This is a genomic window from bacterium (assembly GCA_035703895.1).
Classification (GTDB): domain Bacteria; phylum Sysuimicrobiota; class Sysuimicrobiia; order Sysuimicrobiales; family Segetimicrobiaceae; genus Segetimicrobium.
This window is the reverse complement of the sequence record DASSXJ010000331.1, coordinates 1-3,894: the sequence shown is the minus strand read 5'-3', so window position 1 is coordinate 3,894 and position 3,894 is coordinate 1. Positions and strand designations below refer to the sequence as shown.

Annotated in this window: 5 protein-coding genes; 2 read left to right on the top strand and 3 right to left on the bottom strand. The window is 63.5% G+C overall.

Annotated elements, in window-relative coordinates; translation table 11 throughout:
* Positions 1-47: 47 nt before the first annotated feature.
* The 3 genes from VFP86_21830 to VFP86_21820 all read right to left on the bottom strand — a co-directional run bounded on the left by VFP86_21830 (position 48) and on the right by VFP86_21820 (position 1,944).
* Positions 48-572 (bottom strand): DoxX family protein, encoded by a 525-nt coding sequence (locus VFP86_21830; protein HET9002290.1) that lies wholly within the window; start codon positions 570-572, stop codon positions 48-50.
* Positions 573-698: 126 nt separating this feature from the next.
* Positions 699-932 (bottom strand): hypothetical protein, encoded by a 234-nt coding sequence (locus VFP86_21825; protein ID HET9002289.1) that lies wholly within the window; start codon positions 930-932, stop codon positions 699-701.
* 205 nt (positions 933-1,137) lie between these two features.
* Positions 1,138-1,944 (bottom strand): hypothetical protein, encoded by an 807-nt coding sequence (locus VFP86_21820; protein HET9002288.1) that lies wholly within the window; start codon positions 1,942-1,944, stop codon positions 1,138-1,140.
* A 417-nt stretch (positions 1,945-2,361) separates the two neighbouring features.
* Here VFP86_21820 and VFP86_21815 point away from each other — a divergent pair, with 417 nt between their 5' ends.
* Both VFP86_21815 and VFP86_21810 read left to right on the top strand, forming a co-directional pair.
* Positions 2,362-2,862: a hypothetical protein gene (locus VFP86_21815; GenBank protein HET9002287.1), complete on the top strand. Its 501-nt coding sequence runs from the start codon at positions 2,362-2,364 to the stop codon at positions 2,860-2,862.
* Positions 2,863-2,992: 130 nt separating this feature from the next.
* Positions 2,993-3,894, top strand: a 902-nt coding sequence (locus VFP86_21810) for a YncE family protein (GenBank protein ID HET9002286.1), incomplete at its 3' end; no start/stop codon positions are given.

Sequence of the window (3,894 nt, the reverse complement as noted above, 5' to 3'; positions counted from 1 at the left end):
CGTTCGATCGCGGGTCGTTATTCGCCCGTGTCTCCGGGTGCACATCCTCATTTCACCGCTATCGGTTCTGCTGAAGCGCTTGCCGCTGCGAGCGTCGAGCTGATCAACGCGTAGTAGCAACCACTGATGACCACCGCGATTCCGGACCATAACACCTCGGGCGGGAGGGCGGTGCCCCAGATTCTATCCAGCGAGATCGCCCCGGGACCGGTGATGGCCACCGCCACCACCACCATCAGGTTCTTGAATGGAAGTTCAAACCCCCCGTCGACCGCCCAAACCTTCGGCCAGTGGACCTTAGCGATTGCGGTGACCATTGACGCGCCGATTGCGAGCGACCCGACGGGGCAAAAGAGTCCCAGGGCAAACAGCAACCCTCCCACGAATTCCATGAGTCCGGCGAGCAGCGCCCAGAACCCGGCCGGTCGGAATCCCATAGAGGCGAGCCAGCCAGCCGTCCCGCGAAGTCCTTGTCCCCCAAACCAACCGAAGAGCTTCTGGGCCCCATGACCCGCGAGCAGCACGCCGACGGTGAGTCGCAGAAAGAGAAGTGCGAGGTCCAATTCAATCACCACCCTTATTTACCGATCCTGCGCTTCCTTCCGGCAGCGGAGGCGCACCGGCCGGCGGCATATGCCGGCCGGCGGCGCGCCTCGCGTGTGCCTACTGACCCATCATGTCGTACCGCGGCTGCGGTCTCAGTCACGGTCGCCGTGGATCCAGTTGATCGGGCTCGGGCGCTGCAGGCCGGGCCCCGCCACCGTACCCTCGTCCGTCGAACCGTTCTGCGAACCGTATTGCGTGTAGACAGTCGGAGCCTGGAACGGCATCCGGTAATCGGGGTGGTTATCCGTCCCGGCCTCGGCGGCAAACGCGGCAGCGGGTAGGGCCATGGTCGCCCCCAGGATGAGCATTGCCAGCATCTTCTTCATCGTTCTCACTCCCCTTTGATCGATTTCGATCGCTCTGTGCGATCGTTCACTGAGTAATACACGCGCCGTTGCAATACAGATTGCGAAAGATGCGGGAAGGGGCGTCACAGATTCGTAAAATGTGCCAGGGGGAGAGGATCGAGTCGAACAATGTGCGCGACTTGTTCCGCTTCGATTCTTGTCTGGGTTGGCGATTGATCGAAAGTTACGGATTGCTCGTGGCTTTCTCAGATGCCTCGGGGTCGCCGGTCTCCCGGACCAGGTGAGGATTGGGGAACGTGGTCAGGTGTTCTGGAAAGCTCCCGCTCGCGTGGAAGGACTCTAGGGCTCTCGGGGTCGTCGCGATGACGGTGCGAAAATACTTCTGAGCGTCCGTCACCGCCGTAACAAACGCCCCCGTGAAGTCCAACGGCGTGTCAGCAGGTTGCGATTCGAGCGCGCGAGCGAGGAAGTACGTGAAGGTCCCGCCGCGGATCAGGCGGTCGGTTTCGCGGAACCCCCACCAGTCTAACTCATCGCGGCCGACGGCCGGGAGTCCGATCCCCGGGATCCCCGTGACCGCCGCGGTCATCCGTTCGGCGAAGCAGGCCTCGACGATCAGCACCCGATGAGGCGTCTGGACTCGTTGCCAGAGCGCCGGGAACGTCGTGTTCCACTTCAGATCCCTGTCGAAGAACTGGTACTCGCCCGCGACGTAGAGCAGCGCGCCTTCCCCCGGCCGAACTCGTGCCGCCAACCAGCCGGTCGCATAGCGCAGCAAGGCAGGATCCCGGTTGTCACGAAGGAGGAGGATGTGATCCGACGGCCATCCCCGGCGGGCCAGGGCGGTGAGGATTCGCGTGGAGTTGATGTAGCCAACGGGGAGATTGGGGTATTGGTCGGGATACGAGTTGTACTCGATGAGGACGGCCCAGTTGGTTGGCCCGGGCGTCGGAGCCGCGGTGACGCGAGGTGCCCCCGCGACAACGGCGGTCAGGAAGATGGCGACGCCCACAAGCCCAGCCCCCTTCATGACCGGCCGCATGTATCAACAACTCCAATCCCGGGCGTCACGACGCAGGTGATCGTCCCCTCCGTCCCCGATCTACATCTTTATACACCGGACTGGGCGCGCCGGATTGCGCTGCGGCGGGGCCCCTGCCTCCTCAGCGGGCTCCCGACCACCATCCCGCAACCGCTCCCCTCACTGCTTGCGCTGAGCCCCGGCGTCACAATGTGGTCACCCCTCGGCCCCATGAGCATCCGATCAGGCGAGACTCGTGTACCTCCTGCAGACTCATTCCCACAGCACGGTTTCTTGCGGGAGGTCGGAGGGAGTGCAGTGGACAGACGAAACCGTTTCATGCGCGGCGGCAGAATGCTTCTCGGTCTCGCGGTTCTTTTTATGGTCGCAGGGCTCTACGCGCCAGTGGGTACAGCCTCATCAAGCGTGAGGACGCTGGGAGTTGTGGACTTCTACGCCGTCACTCCGTTAGGGTCGTTCGAGGGCAGCTTCCCTGAGCGGTTCGCAGCCGACGACCTCAGTGATCTGCTGACCCGTGCGAGCGGGGACCGGGTGGCAGTGATTCCTCGCGGAGTGGTGCGACAAGCGGAAGTGTCGAGCGGATGGCGGATCGATGATGTGTTGCGATTCGGACGCCTCGAGGCCCTTGCGCACACGATAGGAGCCGACCAGCTTGTCGTCGGGTGGATCACCATGTTGAACGTCGAAACCGGAGGATCCCACGATGGCGGCCCGCCGATGGCCGACGTGTCCGTGGTGGTGCAGGTGTTCGACGTAGCCCAACGCCGAATCGTGGCAGAAACTCGTCAATCGGTCTCTACGCTCCTCTTCGTCACTCGCACGTCCCTCGCAGAACAAGGCCTCCACCTTGTGCTCTCGCCGACGATTCCATGGCTCATCGCCCACTCGGGTGAAAACATCTGGTAATCGAGCCCGAGTGTATTAGCCAGTGACCGACACGTCGAAACCGCCTGTGCTGAACACCGGAGGGCGACCATGGTTGTGCGCCTCCCCGACGACGCGGTGGTTTCGTACTCAAAGGAGGAGATTGGTTGTCATGAACGTCCACGGCAAGCACACGAGTGTTCGTCGGCCCGCGGCTGTGCTCGCGAGGCTCATCCCCGCCCTGCTCTTCCTAGTGGCCTGGGTGCCGGCTGGACAGCCCGCGCCGGCGGCCCAAGACGGTGCGCCAAAGGCGTACGTCGCGCTCCATGATGAAAGCGCCCTCGCCGTACTCGATACCACCGCGAACCGGATAATGCGTTTTGTCACTGTTCCATTGGGCCCGCATGGCCTGGCGATGACGCCCGACGGGCGCAAAGTCTACGTGGGCAGCGACCAGCTCTCAACAGTGACCGTCCTCGACACGGCAACCGACGGGCTCCTTGCACAGATCGAGGTGGGCCTGTATCCATATGGGCTATCGGTTTCGCCCGACGGGCGGCGACTGCTCGTGTCCGTCTGGGGTGCGAACGAAGTGGTGACCATCGATACCACCACCGACCGGATCACCGGTCGGGTGTCCGTCCCCAGGCCAGACAGGAGCGCGATTAGCCCAGATGGCCGCATCGCCTATGTCGGCTCGACATCACCGGACGATCCCGCCTTGGCGGTCCTCGACCTCACCAGATCCGCCAAGATTGGAACGATCCCGCTGAGTCACGCTCCAGGGGCGCTCGCTTTCAGCCCCGATGGGAAGCGCCTCTACTTCACGGTCGACGGCGTCGACACCGTGCACGTGCTCGACCCGGGGCGCAATAAGGTCGTCGCCTCGGTACCGGCCGGCGCCGCGCCTCACGGCCTCATATTCACCGCTTCCGCGTACGGCCCACTCGTGGTCAGCCAGTCGCGGAATGAATTGGAGATCCTTGACCCGCTCCGAAACATCATCAGCGGGACTGTAGCCGTCGGCAGGCATCCCCACGGAATCGCGGCCGGCGCCGATGAACGGACCGTCTA

Excerpts from the sequence above, each read along its gene's own strand:
- VFP86_21825 (HET9002289.1), bottom strand. The coding sequence starts at position 932 with ATGAAGAAGATGCTGGCAATGCTCATCCTGGGGGCGACCATGGCCCTA.
- VFP86_21820 (HET9002288.1), bottom strand. The coding sequence starts at position 1,944 with ATGAAGGGGGCTGGGCTTGTGGGCGTCGCCATCTTCCTGACCGCCGTT.